Origin of the sequence: Cohnella silvisoli (genome assembly GCF_021190915.1) — a bacterium.
Taxonomy (GTDB): domain Bacteria; phylum Bacillota; class Bacilli; order Paenibacillales; family Paenibacillaceae; genus Cohnella; species Cohnella silvisoli.
In genome coordinates this window covers 52,123-70,757 of sequence record NZ_JAIOAP010000019.1, presented here as the reverse complement: position 1 = coordinate 70,757, position 18,635 = coordinate 52,123, and the positions used below count along the sequence as shown (strand labels likewise).

14 protein-coding genes, 2 tRNA genes and 2 pseudogenes are annotated in these 18,635 nt (G+C 40.8%); 12 read left to right on the top strand and 6 right to left on the bottom strand.

What is annotated here, in order from left to right; translation table 11 throughout:
* Positions 1-2 precede the first annotated feature (2 nt).
* Positions 3-1,985: a glycoside hydrolase family 15 protein gene (locus K7P76_RS27825; RefSeq protein ID WP_232189343.1), complete on the top strand. Its 1,983-nt coding sequence runs from the start codon at positions 3-5 to the stop codon at positions 1,983-1,985.
* A gap of 77 nt (positions 1,986-2,062) precedes the next feature.
* On the opposite strand, the gene K7P76_RS27820 is transcribed toward K7P76_RS27825, so the two are convergent.
* Complete coding sequence (locus K7P76_RS27820) at positions 2,063-2,785, bottom strand: hypothetical protein (RefSeq protein WP_232189342.1); 723 nt, start codon at positions 2,783-2,785, stop codon at positions 2,063-2,065.
* 243 nt (positions 2,786-3,028) lie between these two features.
* Here K7P76_RS27820 and K7P76_RS27815 point away from each other — a divergent pair, with 243 nt between their 5' ends.
* The 5 genes and pseudogenes from K7P76_RS27815 (at position 3,029) to K7P76_RS27795 (ending at position 5,120) form a co-directional block, all read left to right on the top strand.
* Positions 3,029-3,601, top strand: coding sequence for a xanthine phosphoribosyltransferase (locus K7P76_RS27815; protein ID WP_232189341.1), 573 nt, complete (start codon positions 3,029-3,031; stop codon positions 3,599-3,601).
* Positions 3,602-3,684: 83 nt separating this feature from the next.
* Complete coding sequence (locus K7P76_RS27810; protein ID WP_232189340.1) at positions 3,685-4,011, top strand: hypothetical protein; 327 nt, start codon at positions 3,685-3,687, stop codon at positions 4,009-4,011.
* Between the two features lie 80 nt (positions 4,012-4,091).
* A complete protein-coding gene (locus K7P76_RS27805; protein WP_232189425.1) occupies positions 4,092-4,307 on the top strand; it encodes a hypothetical protein in 216 nt (71 codons plus the stop codon).
* A gap of 94 nt (positions 4,308-4,401) precedes the next feature.
* A pseudogene (locus K7P76_RS27800) lies at positions 4,402-4,725 on the top strand (carboxymuconolactone decarboxylase family protein); the annotation flags it as partial.
* A gap of 308 nt (positions 4,726-5,033) precedes the next feature.
* Positions 5,034-5,120: transfer RNA gene (locus K7P76_RS27795), tRNA-Leu, on the top strand.
* 378 nt (positions 5,121-5,498) lie between these two features.
* Here the strand turns inward: K7P76_RS27795 and K7P76_RS27790 are convergent.
* Entirely contained in the window at positions 5,499-6,206 is a 708-nt protein-coding gene (locus tag K7P76_RS27790) for a tyrosine-type recombinase/integrase (RefSeq protein ID WP_309244799.1), read from the bottom strand.
* Between the two features lie 442 nt (positions 6,207-6,648).
* Between K7P76_RS27790 and K7P76_RS27785 the strand changes: the two genes are divergently transcribed.
* From K7P76_RS27785 to K7P76_RS27765, 5 genes are all read left to right on the top strand, one after another.
* The gene (locus tag K7P76_RS27785) at positions 6,649-9,624 is read left to right on the top strand and encodes a KAP family P-loop NTPase fold protein (RefSeq protein ID WP_232189338.1); all 2,976 of its coding nucleotides are present in this window, start codon (positions 6,649-6,651) and stop codon (positions 9,622-9,624) included.
* 277 nt (positions 9,625-9,901) lie between these two features.
* Entirely contained in the window at positions 9,902-13,612 is a 3,711-nt protein-coding gene (locus K7P76_RS27780; protein WP_232189337.1) for an anti-phage protein Upx-like protein, read from the top strand.
* Between the two features lie 691 nt (positions 13,613-14,303).
* Positions 14,304-14,504 carry a hypothetical protein gene (locus tag K7P76_RS27775; RefSeq protein WP_232189336.1) on the top strand — a complete coding sequence of 67 codons (201 nt, stop codon included), beginning with the start codon at positions 14,304-14,306 and terminating at the stop codon, positions 14,502-14,504.
* The gene (vapC, locus tag K7P76_RS27770) at positions 14,501-14,908 is read left to right on the top strand and encodes a type II toxin-antitoxin system VapC family toxin (RefSeq protein WP_232189335.1); all 408 of its coding nucleotides are present in this window, start codon (positions 14,501-14,503) and stop codon (positions 14,906-14,908) included. Before K7P76_RS27775 ends, vapC begins: the two co-directional genes overlap by 4 nt.
* Positions 14,909-15,143: 235 nt before the next feature.
* Positions 15,144-15,231: transfer RNA gene (locus K7P76_RS27765), tRNA-OTHER, on the top strand.
* 590 nt (positions 15,232-15,821) lie between these two features.
* Here the strand turns inward: K7P76_RS27765 and K7P76_RS27760 are convergent.
* The 4 genes from K7P76_RS27760 to K7P76_RS27745 are packed head-to-tail and all read right to left on the bottom strand — an operon-like array spanning position 15,822 to position 17,874.
* A complete protein-coding gene (locus K7P76_RS27760) occupies positions 15,822-16,487 on the bottom strand; it encodes a DUF998 domain-containing protein (protein ID WP_232189334.1) in 666 nt (221 codons plus the stop codon).
* 3 nt (positions 16,488-16,490) lie between these two features.
* Entirely contained in the window at positions 16,491-16,958 is a 468-nt protein-coding gene (locus K7P76_RS27755) for a hypothetical protein (RefSeq protein ID WP_232189333.1), read from the bottom strand.
* Complete coding sequence (locus K7P76_RS27750; RefSeq protein WP_232189332.1) at positions 16,951-17,460, bottom strand: SRPBCC domain-containing protein; 510 nt, start codon at positions 17,458-17,460, stop codon at positions 16,951-16,953. Before K7P76_RS27750 ends, K7P76_RS27755 begins: the two co-directional genes overlap by 8 nt.
* Before the next feature lie 57 nt (positions 17,461-17,517).
* Positions 17,518-17,874 (bottom strand): ArsR/SmtB family transcription factor, encoded by a 357-nt coding sequence (locus K7P76_RS27745; protein WP_232189331.1) that lies wholly within the window; start codon positions 17,872-17,874, stop codon positions 17,518-17,520.
* 240 nt (positions 17,875-18,114) lie between these two features.
* On the opposite strand from K7P76_RS27745, the pseudogene K7P76_RS27740 reads away from it, so the two are divergent.
* Positions 18,115-18,452 (top strand): annotated as a pseudogene (locus K7P76_RS27740) (VOC family protein).
* Positions 18,453-18,635 lie beyond the last annotated feature (183 nt).

The window sequence follows — 18,635 nt, the reverse complement described above, 5'->3', positions numbered from 1 at the left end:
TCATGATTAACGAACAACAACTGCAACAACATCTTCGGAAGAAACCGTATCTCGTGGATGCGATTGCAGGCAATTCCGCCATGCTGGTTTCTCTTGGACGAACCGGGAGATTGTACCGGTTATGGTGGCCGCACATCGATTACCCGCAGCATGTGGATGAAATTCGTACGGGACTGAAGCTGGGAAATACGTCGGGGGGCGTAACCTGGTTCGATGATTCAGATGCGGGTTGGCAACATGCAGCAAACTATGCGCCCCATACAAACGCGTACCGCGTAACTTCCACGCATCCGGATTATCCGGTGACGGTGGAACAGACGGATTTTGCCGCTCCAGGGCAGCCGTTAATGGTGCGTGGTTATCGTCTTACGAACAATGGGCATGAAACAAGGGATTTGGAATTTTACCATTACGGTTCGTTCCGAATCATGGAAAATGAATTGTATGCAACGACTGAGTTCCAGCGTAAGCAGGATGCGATGCTTCATTTCCGTCACCAGTATGCATTTGCCGTGGGCAGTTCGGAAGTATGCAGCGGATATCAAGCGGGCAATGGCTCATGGCACGCTGCAGCTAACGGGTATCTGGATGGCAATGTGATCGCCATGCAATCGGACGGAGCTATGAAGTGGACCTTCGCAGGAATAGAGCCGGGCCAATCGGTGGATTTCCCGATGTATATAGCTGCGGGCCATTCGCGTGGCGAAGCTTTGGCTGCGCTGACAGTGGCCAAAAGCCGATCCTATGCAGAGTGGTATTCCGAAATGGAAGCGTATTGGTCGAAATACTTAGCCGATGCGGCACCTTGTCCAAGCGCAAACGAAGCGATTGCCGCCCTGTACGAGCGTTCATTGCTCGCCATGAAGCTGATGGCGGACGAGTCTACGGGGACGATCGTAGCAGCGCCGGAATTCGATGAGTATTACAGCCGCTGCGGTGGATATGCCTACAGTTGGGGGCGCGATGCGGCCTTCGTGACAACGGCATTCAACAAAGCGGGATTAGGGGCTTTGTCGGAGAAATTCTACGACTGGTCCATTACGGCGCAGGAGCCCGACGGTTCTTGGCAGCAGCGTCATTATAATGATGGTAGCTTGGCGCCTAGTTGGGGGCTGCAAATGGATGAAGGTGCCTCTCTTCTGTGGGGCATGTGGGAATATTATATTCATTCGGGAAAGCGGGAAGCTTTCCTCGAGCGTATGTGGCCTGCGGTTGAGAAAGGGGCAGCGTTCTTGTTCCAGCAATTGGATCAAGATACGGGTCTTCCTCTTCCAAGCAGGGACTTGTGGGAAGAACGCGAAGCGGAGCATACGTACTCGGCAGCAGCCGTGTATGGCGGATTGACCGCGGCGGCGGCTTTTGCCCGGCGCAAAGGGAAAGAAGATTTGTCCGCCCAGTGGGAAGAAGCAGCACAAGACATTGCATCTGCCATCGAAAGCCGCTGCTGGAACGAATCGAAAGGCTCTTATTACCGGGGATTAAAGCTAACGGTTTCCAAGGAAACTTACGAGGCTGCGATTGCCCGCGGTGAAGGCGGATTCGTTCAGCAAAGGGACAAGGGCTACGAAAACTATATTCTCGATGTCGATCCGATCGTCGATGTTAGTTTGCTGGGCATTAGCGTGCCGTTTGACGCCGTCCCGGTTGATCATCCGAGAATGGTACAGACGGCGGATGCCATCGAGAGGTTATTAACCTCACCGAATATCGGCGGCATTAGGAGGTACGAGAATGACGGGTACATCGGCGGAAATCCGTGGATCCTAACCACGTTGTGGTTATGTCATTATCGGACTTTACAGGGCCGATATGAGGACGCCAGGCAATTGCTTGATTATGCGATTAAGCATGTTACTTCTTCCGGTCTCTTGCCTGAGCAGGTTGATCGGAATACAGGAGAGACGGCTTGGGTCGTTCCGCTGACGTGGTCCCATGCCATGTTCGTGCTGGCGGTTCATCTGCTGGCGGAGCGGGGAGAACTCTAAGCGGATTTGCGCATAAGAAGTAACCCGAACAAAAAACGCCTTCTTTCATCCGGATCATGCCGATGAAGGAGGGCGTTTTAGATTTCTTTGCCGAGAAGTTTCAGAGACAGCACTTGCTGGGTATCTGGATCAAGATCGATCTTAAACCAACCCCCAGTTACTTCAACCGATAACACGTTAGTTTGATCGTCGTTTTCTACTCCAAGCAGATGAGCAGCTTCTGAGCCTTTCATTCCGCTAACCAACCCTTGGATACCCGTATTCACGTCAGATGATGTGATTTCCACATAGACAACTTGATTGCTAGCGTTTAATCCAACCGAGACACCGGCGTATTCCCATATTTCAATGGTTTGATTGTCCCCGGGAAGCGAGTAAGTTTCCTTAGGAAGACCATATTGCTTATATACGGCTTTATCGGAGGCGCCAAGCTTAATTCCACCTAAAGACGGAGAGTTCCGTTGGAAAGAATTTTCCGGCGGGAGCACGATTTCCGTTGGGCTGGGCTGGATAGGGGATACTTCGGCGACTGGGACTGTGGAAGCAGGAGTTTTGTCGGTTTTTGGGGCTGCGGATGAAGAAGCAGAGACAGGCGCAACCGAAGGCTCCGATGAATAAGTCCCGCCAGTATTTATATCATCAGGTGACTGCGCGGACAAGACAAGTTTGGAAGAGATAATAGAAGGATCATTAGCTGGTTCGAAAGCAGGTTGGTTAACAGGCGAGCGGCAGGAAACCAAACTTGCGACTAACAGGAGAGAACTCCAAATTTTAAGTCGAAAATAAGCTTTTCCCGGCATATGATGATCCCTCCTTTTTATCTATTACATAATATAAGACATTACAAATGATGGAAAAGTTTCACGACAATGTTCTTTTTTCATAAAATCATTCTTTTGTCGCATGTCGTCAAATTTTGTCGGGACTAAAGTCATGAGTATTTTCGGCTGCTGATCGTTCCATCCCATACATTCTTAATGTTGCGCAAGGGGTAACGGATATGGTACGTTAAACGGAAAAGACAACGGAGGGTGGAGGAAACCATGGATATTCTCAAAGAGAGGATTCTGAAAGAGGCGAGTGTCATTAACTCGGGAGTGTTGAAATTGGATTCCCTGCTCAATCACGGCGTTGATCCGAAATTGACGATGGAGATGGGTAAGGAGTTTGCCGCAAGATTTGCCGGAGAGAAGATCACCAAAGTGATCACGGTTGAATCTTCGGGCATTCCCGTCGCTTTTGCAACCGCGTTGGAGCTCGGAGTTCCGCTTGTATTTGCCCGCAGGAAGAAGACGCTGCTCGGAGAACCGGATGCGTATTGCGAACGGGTGCCGTCTTTCACAAAAGGCATCGTTACCGACTTGATCGTGTCTCGGCATCTGCTAAGCTCGGATGATTCCGTTCTGTTCATCGATGATATCATTGCCAATGGGGATGCGGCTCGGGGACTCATTAAGATCATCGAACAATCGGGTGCTTCGCTAGTCGGAATCGGCATCGTACTGGAAAAATCCTTCCAGGCGGGCGGCCGAACGTTACGCGAACTTGGTTTACGGGTGGAGACGTTAGTCAAGATTCAGTCGCTCGAAGACAACACCATTACCTTCTTGGATTAAATTAGGGCTATGAATATCCTTTCCTAATCGGAATTCATTGTCGTATAATAGGAATAACCTGCAGATGGGGAGGCGAACAGCAGATGGAAAATATTAACTTGTCGGTCGACTTTTTCCTGAATAAGCTGGAAGAGTCCAAAACTCATTTCGAACGCGCGCTTGACTGCAAACACACGGAGTTCGACGACCTGTATCCATACATGATCGAACACCCGCAATTTTTCTGGTACAAACGTTATGTCGCTTGGTCAGAATTGCTTACTATCGTTAAGCTTTGCGAAGAACTCAATATTCCTTGGACAGATCGTTTCGAGGACCATCAAGCCGATTATGTAAGCAAACGGGTCATGTCTAGCAAGGTTCTGGATTGTTGGTATGAAACGAACGATACAAGAGAGCACGTCGGGTAACTAGTTCGGTGTTGCTTGAGGGAAACCCGTCGAGACATAAGTCTCTGCGGGTTTTTCATCTTAATTGAAGGAGACGGATAATCGTGAATGACGATCAGTTGGATCACTTCCGAGTGGAAGGGACGAAAGTCAGAGTCGTAAGAGACGCTTTGGAGCAAAATGACGTGGTCGGCATCGTAGTCGCATGGGACGAGGAGCAGTTGCTCATAAGGCGCCCGAATCGGAAGGTCGTGAAGGTGAAGCGGAGCTATGATATCCAGTTGGCCAGCGAGCCTAGGCAGTGGTCTAATGAATGAAATGCCGTCAAGCGAGGGAGATTAGATGTAAAGGTGTAATAGGTGTAATTACCAATTACGATCTGAACCCTGATTGCATGCGGAGGCAAAAAGAATGACTTTAATGGAGCAGAAAGTACGGCAGTATAAGAATGATGCGGCAGGAATGGCAGGATCTCTTCCCGACGTTGCGGGTACATATGATCGTTTTACGGGAAAATGCTTCGAAGCGGGAGTATTGGATGCACGCACGAAACAGCTCATTGCGTTAGGTGTAGCTTTGTTCGCCAACAATGAGGTCTGTACTTATTATCATGTAGAAGAGGCGAGATCGCTTGGTGCGAGCGACCTGCAGATTATGGAGACGGCAGCGGTGGCTTCGGCGGCAGCCGGCGGTCACGTGATGTCTCAAGGGGTTATAAGAGTACAGGGGGCGCTCAGAGGGTTGGCAGGGGAGAAGGTTCAAGATTATTCCGCGGGACAGGATCCTTTACAACATTTGCAGAAGAATGCTTTCCAGGACACAGAGCTTTCGGACGAATTCGACGCACCCGGGATGGACATACCAGGCGGAAGCGCGATATCTCCTTCTTACTGAATAAGCCGATATTAACTGAAAATTTGAACTTCCATGGTTGGCTTGACTTCGCTTCAAACCCCGTGCTATTATAAGAAACGTGATTGCGACAAGGTTACGCTTACAGCGCGGCAACGCGGTGCGAGAAACCCCCGAATTCACTTATGCATGCGGTCATGGCGGAATTGGCAGACGCGCTAGATTCAGGTTCTAGTGTCAGCAATGACGTGGAGGTTCGAGTCCTCTTGACCGCACCATCCATACAAACCCGAGAAGCCTTGATGTATAAGGCTTCTTTTCTTTTTATTCGGTTGCTGGGGCTTGTTTGGCGGCTAGGTGGAGAGAGGGTCGAATGGGTTTTTCTAACATTTTTCTAACAACGGTCATTATTTGCGGTTTGATGGTAAGGATTCGAGGTTTTCGATACGTTTGGTGAATTGTTTTCTATGTTCCTTTACTTTCACTAATGATTTGATTTATCTCCGTTCGTAAACGCTGGATTTCCTCTCTAATTGCCTCCCTGCGCACTGGACAGCAATCCTTATGCTGTGTTCCACAGCAAGTTTAAATGTCGCCTAATTAGCTCTACGAGCCTTGAGCGCATTGTATCGTCATTCAACAGGTTCCACAGTTCTCTATTCATCCGGCTCTATTCCTTCTTTTGCCGGATTTGCTTGTTTGGATTTGTTTTTAGAGAAAAGATCATGAATTTTTTGAGCGGTATTCTTTTTCATCTCTGTGTCGACGTGAGAGTAGATATTTGCTGTCGTACCAATGTCGGCGTGGCCTAACCAGACTTGAATTTCTTTGAGTGACATACCGTGCTTAAGCAAATAACTGGCTATAGAATGGCGAAGATCGTGGAATCGGATCGGTGGCAAATCATTCTCGGAGAGTAGTTGTTTGAACTTATGGTTAAGATATTCCGATTTCAGCGGAGAACCATTCGGCCAGCAACAGACAAACCCGGATTTAGCATAATCGTTGCCGTAAAGCTTTTTGTTCTGCTTTTGCCGTTCTTGGATAATTTCAAGGTACTCCTTTATTTTCTCCATAAGCGGCAACGATCGATAGCTGCTTGCCGATTTGATGTTAGCATGATGCTTTCGTAACGTATTGCCAGATAGCCCCGAAGCAAGTTTGAATTCATAATAACGTTGAAGGTGTATCGGTTGTAATTCGTGCAACGGAATATCGTTTAGCTGCGTTCTCATGTAAGGAACGCTGTGCTTGGTGATTACCAGTTCATAGCTTTCCCAAGTTATCGTTTCCACGTTATTCTTGATGACGTTATTAAGCCAGTCCAGCAGAAAGGTCGTGAACGACAATTTCTGAGGAAGCACAAAACTGTTGTTGTCGGGAACTGCTGAAATAATTCACGAATTAGGTAGCTGTCCTGTTTTTATCTCAGGGATCCCGAGACGAGGCGTTTAATTTCAATTGGTGAATAGGGGTTCATTTGCTTTCCTCCGTTAATATGGTAGGACACAAAAAGGCCGTACACGGTTGAAGATGTACGGCCTTTCGATGCATGTAGTGTCTCTCGCGAGGACTACCTATCATGCATAGGTATCAGGGGTATAATATAGAAATCAAAATGAAAATTGTGCGGACATTGTTGTTAGTATTCATACAATGTAATTTGTTGATAAAAAAGGGAATTGCCGAAAAACGTCGAATCCAGGGGGGGAAGTTATATAAGCTTGCTTCTCTATAGGACGGTAGAATTATGTTAGAAACTCGAGTAAAAATATTAAAATGCTTGAATGTCACGGAGGGGTTAGTGTGCAGGAAACAAACAAGAGTTATCAACTGATTAAAATAAACTGTTTCTTTCTGTTTAAAATATTCTTATTTGGAATTATATTGGCAGAATTTGCACTATGTACTAAAGTGATTCTTTTGGGCTTCGAAAATAGCTCTGCACAAAATCAGCGGGAATGCTGGTTTTGGACTATCATTGGTCTTTATTTTTTAATAGCTTGTATTTATTTGTATAGGAGAAAGAAGCAAATTAAATTTATTGTAAAAAGTTGGAGATTCGATCTTCTCCTTGTGTTTTCTGCGGGAGTTATCTCAATGATCGTAGTAGGAGGTCTAGGAATATCCTTTTTCCAAAAATGGATTTCTTCGCTATCGTGGCTGTATACGGTAGTGCTTTTGTCAATTCCCCTTGTTTTTTATGCAGCGATAAATTTAAGAAAACTGCAAATTAAAATGACCAAAAAGAGTGATGAGAATTCTGGTTTCATGAGTGATAAAGAAGGACAAAGTAAAAATGATGATGCGTTTGAATTTTTCGAAATAGCAAAAAGATTCGCCGGAAGAGTATATAATCAAGGTTCGCCAGAGAGCCTGGTTTTTGGAATTGATGCACCGTGGGGAACTGGTAAATCTACTTTTATAAATCTTTGCAGAGAGCATTGGCGTGCAGACTTCAAAGATAAAGTGATAGTTTACCGGTTTGATCCGCTTAGATTCGAAAATAGTGATAAGCTATTGGATAAATTTGTGGATGGCTTATTGAAAGTAATTAAAGATAATTTTTATGCGCCTGAATTAGAATCTCTTGTTGCAAAATATGCAAAGTTATTGAGTGATTCTAAGTTAACTATCTCAATTTTGGGGTTTAGATTCGGAGTGCCTTTTGACAAGTCATCTATTGATAGAACATTTGAGGGGTTAGACGAGGTTTTAAGGAGGGTGGATAAAAAAATTGTTATTGTGGTGGATGATTTAGATCGGTTGAGTTTTTCAAGTATAAAAGAAATCCTATTTGTTATTAAAAAATCTTTTATTCTTCCTAACATATCTTATGTACTTTGTTATGACACAGAAAATATTACTGCTTTGGAACATCAAAAGCTAGATAGTGAAAAAATTATCGAGTTTTTGGAAAAGTTCATAAACATAAAAATGAGCTTATATTTAGATCATAAATTACTATTGGATTATTTTACTGAATATAAGGATAGATCATTGGCAAGAAATTTACTGAGCAATCCTGAATTGGTATCCAGGGCAGTAGAAGGGCTTAAAGATATATTCAACTCAAAGGAGTATTATTTGTATATTCCTTTTATAGGTGATGCAAGAAAACTGAAAAGACTAGTTAATACTATTCTTTTGCTTGAAGTGGAGCAGTTAGATCTTTCGAATGCCGATTTCGATAAGAGCGACTTAGTTCATTTATTGATAATTTATATCAATTACCCGAATATATTCAGGAAAATATACAATACTGAGATGCATGGTAAACGAGGTTTTTTTTCGTTAGTTGGGCAGTTTGATGACCATTACCCTAAAGATAGTGGCATAATGAATACTGATAATGGGTATAAAAATTCAACATTGTACACTCAGTACGTAGCAGATTTGACTGAAAATCAAAGATTTATTTTAAATAAAGTATTTAATGCAGATCAGCGTCTGCAATCTGCAAGGAACATTACTGCAGAACAGGCCACTTCTTATGCTTGTTTCAATGGATCACTTTTTATTCCCAAGGGGGGGAACCTTGAGCGCTATTTGAATTTAATAGTTAAAGTATCCCGTCCAGTACAGACAGAACAGTATAAATTCTATGTGAACTTAAAAAATGAAATTTTGGAGAAAACCAATATTGCTGATGTGTTACAGCATGAAGAATTTTCTTTCTCAAAAGGAGAGGGGAATCATGAACAACTGTGGCGAGTTTTGATAAATTCTCCTCATAGCGAATACTCACCAATCAAAGCAAAAGAAATTATTCAATATGCGTTAGACAACCTATCAAGATATTCAATGCTCGAAATTGAAAACGTTGGTTTAAGGCGAAATTCAATAATTCTTTTCATTGCAAAGTTGTTAGATAAAGTAGGTTGGACCGACGAAGAAGGAAAGTATTGGATTAATACAAATGAAAATGTCGTTAAGATAGCTGAGTGGATATTTGGAGAAAATCAGCATAAGAACAGTGGGATTTTGGAGAACATAGCTAGGGAAGAAAGGGGTATTCTTGGTCTGCACGACCTGCTGTTGTTCCGTCTTTATTGTTGTGCGGATAGAGGTGGTGATATGTTTAATCTGACAAGGGCATTGTCTAGACACGGTGGGCCCAACAATCCTACTGAAGGAATTGTTAGAAACATAGTTATTGGAGAAATGCGAGAAATCTCTCAATATGTATTTCGGGTATTTAAAGCAAGATACATAGACAAGAGTAAAAATATATTTGAGGAAGTTTTAGAACTTTCAGCTGAAGCTGTTTGTGCTAATTCTTACTCCTACATTAATTCTCAAATACCTGATGATTCCTTTAACAGCAAATTGCTAGAATTAAAATCGAGGATGCTATCTTTTATTACTTATCAATTAGGGAGTGCAACCTATAGTAGTGGTATTCCCTGTGGCTATTACGATATCGAAGGTGAAGAAGATAAGCATGGAATCAATGAAGCCATAAACGATTATCTTTTTGAAATCTGTTTTAATCCAGAGAGGTATGATAAAGGTTACAATTATTTTTTGTATTATTTACTTATAAACAATCGAGATGGTTTTGGGCACGAAGTGGAGCGTATACCTGCTATTGATAAGTTCACAGAAGTACTTAATGAGGATCGGATTAGGAAGTATTGGGGAGTTCACGGGGAGAGTGTTCGAGTTCAGGAATCTATTCTAGAGAAAGGAAACTTTATTGCAGATGAATACGTGGCCTGGTGTGCGAATCAGATAGGAAATGTTTATAAAGTGCTTGATAAATTAATTGAAGAGCACTGAATTTCTCCTAGTTAGTATCGTTCTTCCAGTTACGAGGGCGTCAGGTTTTTCTAACGTTACGTACCTGACTGTTATATACCCCATCTTCCGATAGTCGGAAGATGGGGTATATAATTGACTAAAATATAATTCTTTATTTTGACGAAATAACTAATCTAGCTTAACCGAGATATCTGTACCTCTTCCTACCTCATCTTTCTTCTAAGATTAATCAGTATGGTCGGGTGTTTATTAAGTTACGGTCTCTTTAACTGATCTAAAAGGGATGGTGTAATAATTGCAGATTGATAAAGAGTTCAAGAGTTTATTTGGTGGATTTGATATACATAATCCCTTTGATACATTCAATCATTCATACGACAAATCGAGAGATTACGAGACAATGCAGAATATTATTGGGGAAGTAAAGAAGTATGATGTGTTTGATTTTGTCGCGAGAGTGTCTGCATTAAACCTTTTACCTGATAATCAGAATAAAGCTATTCTATTAGACGCGCTTGTTTCTTCATTACTCTCCTTAAAATGTAATGAATATACTTCGTCAAATAAGATGAGCAGTGGTAAGTTCCGAAGTATTATTTATCAATTGGATGCAATGGATTTAAAGAGAGCTGTAGACCCCTCTGAAAACACATTTGTTGAAAATGTAATGTTTTATGATAACTATTTGATCTTTTCTGGCAACAACTATCTTCCGGGATACTCCTTGCAAAAGTTGATTCATACTTTATATTTACGAAAAAATGATTTTAATATTAATTTTTTAAAAACTGCATCAGAAATGATTCAGTTTGTACTTACAATATCTAATAGAGCTGCATCAGGGTTAGGTTATAAGTTAGAAAACCAAAGTAGAACAATACAAAGTAACATTGTAATTCCCAGTAGCGATAAGTTGAATAGGATTTTAGAAGTTGTTGTTATTGATAATGATTACATCCGAAAATCGTTTCAAGACGAAATGATAATAGAAGAACTGTATTATAAATTTGGGAATAGTGATATAGAAACAGCTTTAAGTGCTGACCAACAACAGTTTTTTGTAAAACCATTTATAAAAACAAAAGATAATAGATCGATAATTCTCAATATATCTATTCTATCTACATTCGTATTTCATAAAATAATTAGCTTAGCAGGCAAGTATGGATGCAGAAATGAATTGATTAACGTCTACAATGTTGCAGTTTGGAGAGATTGTATCAAGTCACTAAGTATTTTGGAACACAAGAAAATACAAGAAAAAAATTGGGATATCGATTTATTGGTTCGTAACTACTACAAAGAAGTATTGCTGAATGTTTGTAACAATCAAATTATGATTGTTACATTCATTTGCGATGATGGAAAGGAATATTCTGAGGATCATATTTATTCAATGTACCCATCAGATGACTCTTCTTATGAGCATATGGATCAAAGAATGCAATATTTATATGCAAAGTTGTCTCTTCAAAAAATAAGCTATGAAGATATTTTTCATGTAATCATTATATATTCTTTTGGTAGAGCAATTCAGGTTGGGATGAATTCAAGATATTCTTATAAACCACTATCGTTGAATCCGTATGATTTAAAATGTATTTCAATAAACGAAGGATCAAATGGTCTATTTTTACCGAGGTATATTAGTGCTAAGAATAAATTGATGGATGGCGTACCAAATCTATTCAGCGAGCTAAATAGTATTGAAATCTATGTGGAAAATCAGTATTCATTTTACTTAAATGATGAATTTAATCCCAAGAAAGGCATGCTTTTTGTAGCACCTGGAGATTCTGTGGATTACATTAATAGGGCTATTAATAAAGAAAAAAGGCATTTGGTTGAATCCTATCAAGAAGAATTTTACCTTGAAGTCATACAAAATGATGAAACAAGAAATATTTTTATGGATGCATCATTCAATGTTCCAAAGGCTGCACATTTAGTTAAGTTTTCAAATGTGTGCATATGGATTTTTTCTCCTGAAATAAATGAATACGAAAGTATCAATGTATATTTTTTAATTGTGGATTCCATTTCATATTGGCTTGCCGAATGTAAAAAGATTGTTGAATGCTGTAATTTTGCTTTCGACATGATAAAAATACAGATTATACTATCTGGAAATACTTCGGAGTACTATGAGAGTACAGAGCTAGAAATTAATTTAAAAGATGAATTACGCTTTTCGACTGATGACAATTTGATTACTTTAATTTGGACTCCAAATGCTTTTAGAACTTTAAGTTGCAGAGACAATAACGTTGAAAAACAATTAATTGGTGCTCTATTCGATGTTCTGAGAAAGTTCACCATTGAGAGAAGTATAGACATAACGCAGCTAAGCAGTATTTTTTCAAATCCAATGAAAAAGAAATTTATTACTCTTGATTATATGAACAACCCTTATTTAAAGCCCTTAGATGGAAATATTCGAAAAATACATTCAGAAGATGAAAATGAACTGTTGGATGAAATTGGAAGTGCAATTTTAAACTCTGGAAAGTGGACATACGGCATCATTAAAGATGAAGAGAGATTAACTTTAGCAAACTTTGTAGTAGGTTATTTATATGAATTACTTCAAAAACAAGTAGGAGAGCTTCAATCGATGTATTTGGTTGAACTGGTATGTTTTGATTTAGAAAAAGTTATGTATGATTTAATGCTTACTCAGAATAGATATGCATGTGACATCGCTTGTTATCCAGAAAAGCAAGGAAAAATTTTCGAAAAATTCAATGAACTAAATAAAACTTCAAGAGCACTTAAATTTTTAGCTGAATACATTGCTGCTTGTCCGCCGAATGGCACGCAAATATTGGGTGAATGGAAATATGAAAAATTATTAGCTATTTGCTCCTTAATAATTGAATGGGCTTATAAAAATGATTTGTTTTTTTATAAAATCTTTAACACACCTGTTGAAATATTAATATCTGATAGAGTTGGAATGAAGCAAAATGAGTTTAATAAATTACAATTGATAAATTTTAAAGAACGTGAAATGCAGCTCAAATATAATTCTTCCTTAGATTTTAGGGATAAACTGCCACGTGCGGAATTTCCAAATATAGAGGAAGAGTTAAATGTTGGATTTTTAGATGAGTACGGCTTTTCATTTGATGATTTTTGTAACTGTATCTTTGGAATGCTATCATACGGTGACGTGATTACTGGTGAAGTTAAAAAAGCTAATAAGGGACAACTGGTTTTGTGGATTAATGAGAACGGTACAGATATAAATGGAGAGATCATAGAAAAAGTACTGCGGAATATTTCTTTAACTAAACGAGAAAATTATTTGAAACCAGAACCACCCTACAGAGCGGAAGATGTATATCCTTGGCGCTTTAATAGAGAGTTATCTTTTACAAGAAGGCCGGTTATTGTAAGAGAAGATGAGGTTATTTGGGGTAACAGACAATTATTTCATCTGTTGAGGTTTACCGTTGACTTGATTTATGAGGGGAAGTTAAAAACAAGAAAGGGTAAACTGAGTCAGTTAATAGGGAAAATTAGTAATAGACGTGGGGATGATTTTAATCACGAAGTGTATAATAAAATTAAGGAAATGACAGGGTTTATAGTTGATCGAAATATTAAGAAGATCAATCATAAACATATAGCAGATGTGACAGGAAATACATTGGGTGATATTGATGTTCTTTATATTATTCCCAAACGAAAGCGGATAGTGTTGGTAGAAGTCAAAGATTTCAACTATTCTAAGAGCCCTTATGAAATGGATTGTGAATATAAAAAAATGTTTGTGGACAAAGATAACGAGAAGTCTTTTGCTACAAAACATAAAAAACGTACTAAATGGATAAATGATCATTTGGAAGATGTGAAAAACCATTATAGACTTACGGGGAATGGTTGGAGCGTAAAGGGTATTTTTATTGTGAGTGAGCCAGTTATTAGCAATGCATTTTATGAAATCGGAGAGACAATTATTACTTATAAAGATATATCTAAAGAGAGATTGCAAAAAGTGTGATCTGTATTGCTCACTTTCCCTAATAAGGCCAGCCTTCCCTTGCTTCACTTCTGCATTTTATAAGGTAGACGACAATAAAATTTAAATTGTCACATTCTTGAACCTGCACACACGCTATTCTTCACCCAAAAATAAAAATGCCATTATCGGAAACAATAGTGGAACAAGGAGTTTCGGTTGATGGTTGTACCAATCTGAGCCTTCACCAAATCCCCAGTTCAAGATTAAGGTTCCATTACTCAGATTGGTTATTGTATAGTCTGGTCAAATTTTTGGTCACATTTACGGTTCCGAACTGTGCGTTTTTCTAGAATGTAGAAGAATGGCATTTTGAAAAGCTTTGTACTGTACGGCCCCACATAGTTTTTCCTATTACATGCAGAACCCCTTTGCGTCACTGGCAACTATGAGGTCAAAGCCATAAAATCTTTCTAACATTTTTTCTAACATTGCTACAATTGCGAATCCTCCGTTTGGGATTTCATTCGATGAATCCGATATGTAGAGCAACCGCTCAAACCGCCACTTCAAGATTCAGGTTCTAGTGTCAGCAATGACGTGGAGGTTCGAGTCCTCTTGACCGCACCATCCCTACAAATTCGTTCCAGCCCTTGGGCTGTAATTTTTGTTTTGATTGGATAAGATAAAATCAAGTATACTGGTAGTAAGCGAGTAAGAAGGAGGTCTTGAAATGAAAGAAGTAAATGTGTTATTGGATGAAGAGGATTTGAAACAACTAAAAGAGTGGTTTCATGTATCATCCGAGGATGAAGCCGTGAGATCGGCAATTCAACATTTACTTAAAACGAAAGTTTACAGCGATCTCCTTGCGCTTGAAGGAAAAGTAAAATGGACAGGTGATTTAGAACAAATGAGAGAAGGCCATGTATGATAATGGTCGATACAAGCGTTTGGATAGATTTCTTTAATGGAGTTGAATCCAGCGAGAAAGAACAATTGCGAAAGCTTATAGTTAGTGAAGCAAATATTGCGATTACAGATATTATTCTCACTGAAGTTTTACAGGGAATTCGGGATAATAAAAATTATGATCATGTCAAATTGACTTTAATGCAGTTGAATATTGTTCATGCTATCCCCTTAGACACCTATATTCATGCGGCAGATATATATCGCACATGCAGAGATAAAGGTTTCACAATTAGAAAAACAAATGATTGTTTGATCGCTGCCGTTACGATTGAATCGGAAAGTCACTTGTTGCATAAGGACAAAGATTTTACCGCAATCAGCCAATGCGTCAACTTACGTTTAATAAATACAGAAAATGTGTGATGTGACGCGCTTGATTCAGGTTTTAGCGCGCCTCGAATCTTATGCACCAAAGAGCGTTAAGTCTGCATGGTTATTCAGTTTTCCTTTTCAACGCACCGCGTCAAACTCACATGCGGCGCACCAAACACTTGATTTTGAGCCAAAGTTTTACGCGCTTGCTGTACTCAAAGATTAGCACGGCTCTTGTGTCGACATTAGCTGGACCGGGGGACAGAGTCAAGTCACAATTTTATATGCGGTCATAGCGGAATTGGCAGACGCCTAGATTCAGGTCCGTGTGGGCTAAATCCCCCGTGGAGGTTCGAGTCCTCTTGACCGCACCATACCTAAAACGAAACTCTTCGATTAATTTTGAAGGGTTTATTTTTAAAAATTTTCTACGACAGCAAGATTGACTAACTGTTGAATGGATCCCATTTTTGTTCTAAGTCGTTAAAGTAGCCTTCGGTATTGCGATTAACTTTTTGCGTAATCGGACACCGGATAAACGCTGATCCCACTGTGCTTTCCGTCAGCGTACAAGGCAAGATGGGAAGGCAAAATCAAAAAAAGCCTTCAGTAAAAGAAAGGAGTGATTCATGTTCCTACTCCCAACTCAACACATGTGGAGTGCTTAATATTGATTGTTCGTAGTGAATAAATGAGATGTGGCAGTATTGCTCAAAAGTATTGTTTATGTTAGTAGGCGACTTAGCTCAGGTTGGAGCACACCTTGGGGTATTACACACCCGAAAAAAGTTGAATACCAGTATTAGATTTATCGTGGGGGCTTAGCTCAGCTGGGAGTCCGCCATTACCGGTTACACTACCACCAATGTGGAGTGCTCAATATTGATGGTTCTGAATCAATAAGTGAGATGTGACAGTAAGGATCATTCTCCCAGCCGATGCCTCCGCGAAGGTGCCCTCCGTTTCAACGGATAGTCTTTTGCAACTTCAGAATATGGAACCCGACCGTCAAGAGCCAGCCTTGGTAGGAAATGATTTGAAAGCGTCCGACCAGACCCGTATATACACCTGGTCCGAATTTTCCGTCATAAGGAAGAAATAGTATGAAGGCGATCATTAAGATAAAGGTAATTGCTGCGGTGATAAACAACCGATTCCGAATCATTTTCCAAACTTCATTGCGAACAAGAGCAATACTAAGCAGTAGAGCGGCAACCGGTGTATAGTCGAGAGATGCCCCTAATACGTGCATTTTACCACTAAACGTCGCCTCCTCTTGAGAGATGGATATGGGGTCAGTTATATATGCTGCTGCGATGCAAAGACCAATCGCACCGATAAATAAGACAGCAAGGCCTATATAACCGACAACAGAACGAAGCTGCGAAGCGAGTGCCACACCGTTAGTGATCAGGCAAACGGCCAGAAGCATGAAAGTCAGTTGCATCATCCACCCAAATTTACCGAGAGCGTATTCGCTAATGAATCGCCACGTTGGATCGAATTCAGGCTCAAGCAAATGTAGGCTTAACAAGAGGACAACTGAAAGCGCACCTGAAAAAATGGATATCTTCGCAGCTAGGATTGCATAGGGAGGTACTGGTTTTGAGATCAAGACAGATGTGGGCATCGGTTATTGCTCCTCCGAGGATATTCGTGTCATGGTAGAGTCATAACCGCCTCCCGGATATATCCAGCTGCCTGAATTGGTGTTGCCATTGTCGCTCCAAAGTCCTTGGTAGTAAGCCGGGGAACCGATATCTCCACCCCAAATCGTAAGAGAATTGTCGTTTACTTCGTATGTATATTCATAGGTGCTTCCCTGATTATCGAAAATACGTGATTTGATATGCTCACTTGGCGACTCTGCTCCAAACTCCATAGTGTACCCTATCATTTCCATTCCCTTGATATGGCGCCCATGATGGAAGAGATTAAAATGCTGTATGAGAAAATAGCCGCCTTCCATCCATTCGAAGGAAACTTGTCCATCGATGTTCGACCCTGTCACCTTCCATGTCCCTACCAGTTTCTCAAGAGCTTTAAGGCCTGGATAAGGGTATTTTATTTGCGAATGTTCATTGTTCCTATGCTCAGACATATTTGTTCTCCTCCGCTTCCTTGATTAGAGTCTCCAGAAGTCGAGCCAAACGATCCATAGATTCGATTGCTCCAGCTTCCATTCCGGAAGCAATTGCAGTTTCAAATTCCTCTAATGTAGTAAATTTCATCTTGCTCGTGAATTTCGTATTCCCATCTTCCGTTTTCTCGAATGTCACTGTGACGGTCGCTTCTTGCGAAGAGAATGGCTCCATATCGAAAATCTGGGTATAGACTAACCGTTCCGGCTTCGTGACCTCCAGATAGACCCCAGTAAAAGGGTACTCCAACCCGTCTTGACCTCGGGAAACGAAACGATAGACACCGCCCTTTTGCAAGTCTATTTCGCATACGGGCAAGGAAAATCGATCCGGCCCCCACCATGCAGCTACATATTCCGGTCGTGTCCATCCTTCCCAAACAATTTCACGCGGTACGTTATAAACACGTTCAATAATGATTTCCAGACTTTTCGTGTCTGTCGTTACTTTGTTCTCAGTCATTTCCGTTCCTCCAATTTTATTATTGTCTAATTACTTCGGTAGTTCCAATTACCCTCCTTATCGTTGGTCATTACTAGAACTCCTTCCCTCTTCTTTGTTCTTTTGTTCCCCATGCAGCTTTTGAAGAAACTCATCAAAGCGATCAAGTCTTTCCTCCCACGTACGACGGAATGGGATTAACCACGAATCGAGATCCTGGAACGGCTCGCTTCGAAGCTTGTAAATCCTGCGATTCGCGACAGGTTGCACTTCGACCAGATTCGCTTCTCCTAGTATTCGAAGATGCCTGGAGGTTTGAGGCTGGCCTAATCCAATGCGGTCAGAGATTTCCCCCACCGGCAAAGGACCGCCGCAAAGAAGTTCGACAATGTTTAATCGATTGGGCTCGGCAAGAGCGCTAAAAGTAGTATTCATGGATGTAATATACACTATTCCGTATATACGGATCAATATATATTTAAAAATTATTTTGAATCGGATATTACGCCTATTATAAAAACAGCAATTTCCTGAAAAAAATTCACGATTCATAATGACGGAGAGCACTTGTGCTCACATGAAGCGACTTTGCGATTTCATTGGGTTTATAGTACATACAAATGAGGATGAGCGATTTTTTAATCAATAACATATGAAGTAAGGGTGGAATAATGAATGAAACTCAATCACCTCAATCTTACGGTGACAGATGTTCCGGCTGCTCGAAAGTTTTTGGAACCTATTTTAATATGGTGTGTGTAGGAAGCCGAGAGGACAGTTTTGCGGCTAAGTTCGATGATGATGGTTTCGTACTTACTTTAATGAAGGGGAGCGAGGTTCATTATCCAAAAACCTTCCATATCGGGTTTCCTCAGGCAAATGAAGAGCAGGTGGACAAGATCAATCAACAACTAAAGGAAGATGGTTATGATGTAAAACCTCCGCAACACGCCCATAGTTATACTTTTTATGTTAAAGCGCCTGGAGGATTTACTATCGAAGTGCTCTGTTAGCCAAAGGGAAGAAAAACTTTTCCCGGCTTATGAAAGCCAAGACTTCCTTGAAGACCCACAAGAATTGATCGTAGAAGCGAGAAAAATTTGTTTGGATGAGTTAATCGACAGTCTCCGGTGAGCAAACACATAATTCCAAATAAAAGTTGAACAGCCGTGGAGGTTCGAGTCCTCTCGACCGCA